Source organism: Rhizobium ecuadorense, from assembly GCF_001187535.1.
Taxonomy (GTDB): Bacteria; Pseudomonadota; Alphaproteobacteria; order Rhizobiales; family Rhizobiaceae; genus Rhizobium; species Rhizobium ecuadorense.
Genome location: NZ_LFIO01000815.1, coordinates 1 through 838, shown reverse-complemented (window position 1 = coordinate 838; position 838 = coordinate 1). Strand labels below are relative to the sequence as shown.

Sequence of the window (838 nt, the reverse complement as noted above, 5' to 3'; positions counted from 1 at the left end):
AGCTCCCTTGTCCCCAGCGCAACCGTCGACATTTCTCGCAAATGTCGGGCATCCGCCACTTTTGTCAGGTTTGTCGTGATTGGAACGTTTTGTTCGCCGGTCTCTCCGTCAAATACACATCAACCTGCCCTCAACCCGCCCATTGATAAAAGAAAATCATCTTCTTGGCGCGTCGGAGCAGTTGGCATGGTGTTTGCTGATCCCTGGTTACAAGCGGCAGAAAGCAGTCTGCATTATGCCGGTTCATGAAACGAACGGAACGGAGGCCACCTGACCGTTCGTCATCGGATCCGCGTTCTACCAAGCGGCCATGCATCCGCCGGCGGAAGGGTCAATCCCGATGTCACAGCTTGCAACCAACTCAAAGAGAAGGAAAATGCAATGACCAAGATTTCCGAAAGATCCTTTGAAACGATCGAAAACCCGGGGTCATCGTCGCTCAAGGTGCCAGATCAGTTCGGCGCATCTGTTGAAAAGGGGAACAAGAAGGTGACAGAGGCTTTTTTGAAATTTGCGTCCGGCGCTGAAGCGACACAGAAAATGCTGCCTCCGATCCTCGAAACGACAAGTCTATTCGGCAACGAATTGTGGTGGAAGACGATCGCTGCACTGCAGGCCGACGCCGAGGCCAGCTTCTCACATTTGCAAGCTTTGCTGGGCGCGAATTCGCCGTCGCAGATCCTCGAACAGCAGTCGACCTTTTTCCGCAAGCGCGTTGAGACAAGTTTGCAGCACGCCAAGGAAGTCCGGGTGCTCTCAAGCAGGGCGGTGGAGGAAATCTCAAAGCCGGTCAAGGATGCTTTTGACAAGGTGCTGACGGACCTCAAGGCGACGTAAA

Annotated in this window: 2 protein-coding genes; both read left to right on the top strand. The window is 53.7% G+C overall.

What is annotated here, in order from left to right; genetic code table 11:
- The coding region (locus AF337_RS44400; protein WP_082336812.1) for a hypothetical protein at positions 1 to 249 on the top strand (249 nt) is incomplete at its 5' end.
- A gap of 132 nt (positions 250 to 381) precedes the next feature.
- Positions 382 to 837 carry a phasin gene (locus AF337_RS14460; protein WP_010024976.1) on the top strand — a complete coding sequence of 152 codons (456 nt, stop codon included), beginning with the start codon at positions 382 to 384 and terminating at the stop codon, positions 835 to 837.
- The last annotated feature ends 1 nt before the right edge of the window (position 838 follow it).

Bases quoted from the DNA above. Each gene is read 5' to 3' on its own strand.
- AF337_RS14460 (WP_010024976.1), top strand. From the start codon at position 382: ATGACCAAGATTTCCGAAAGATCCTTTGAAACGATCGAAAACCCGGGG.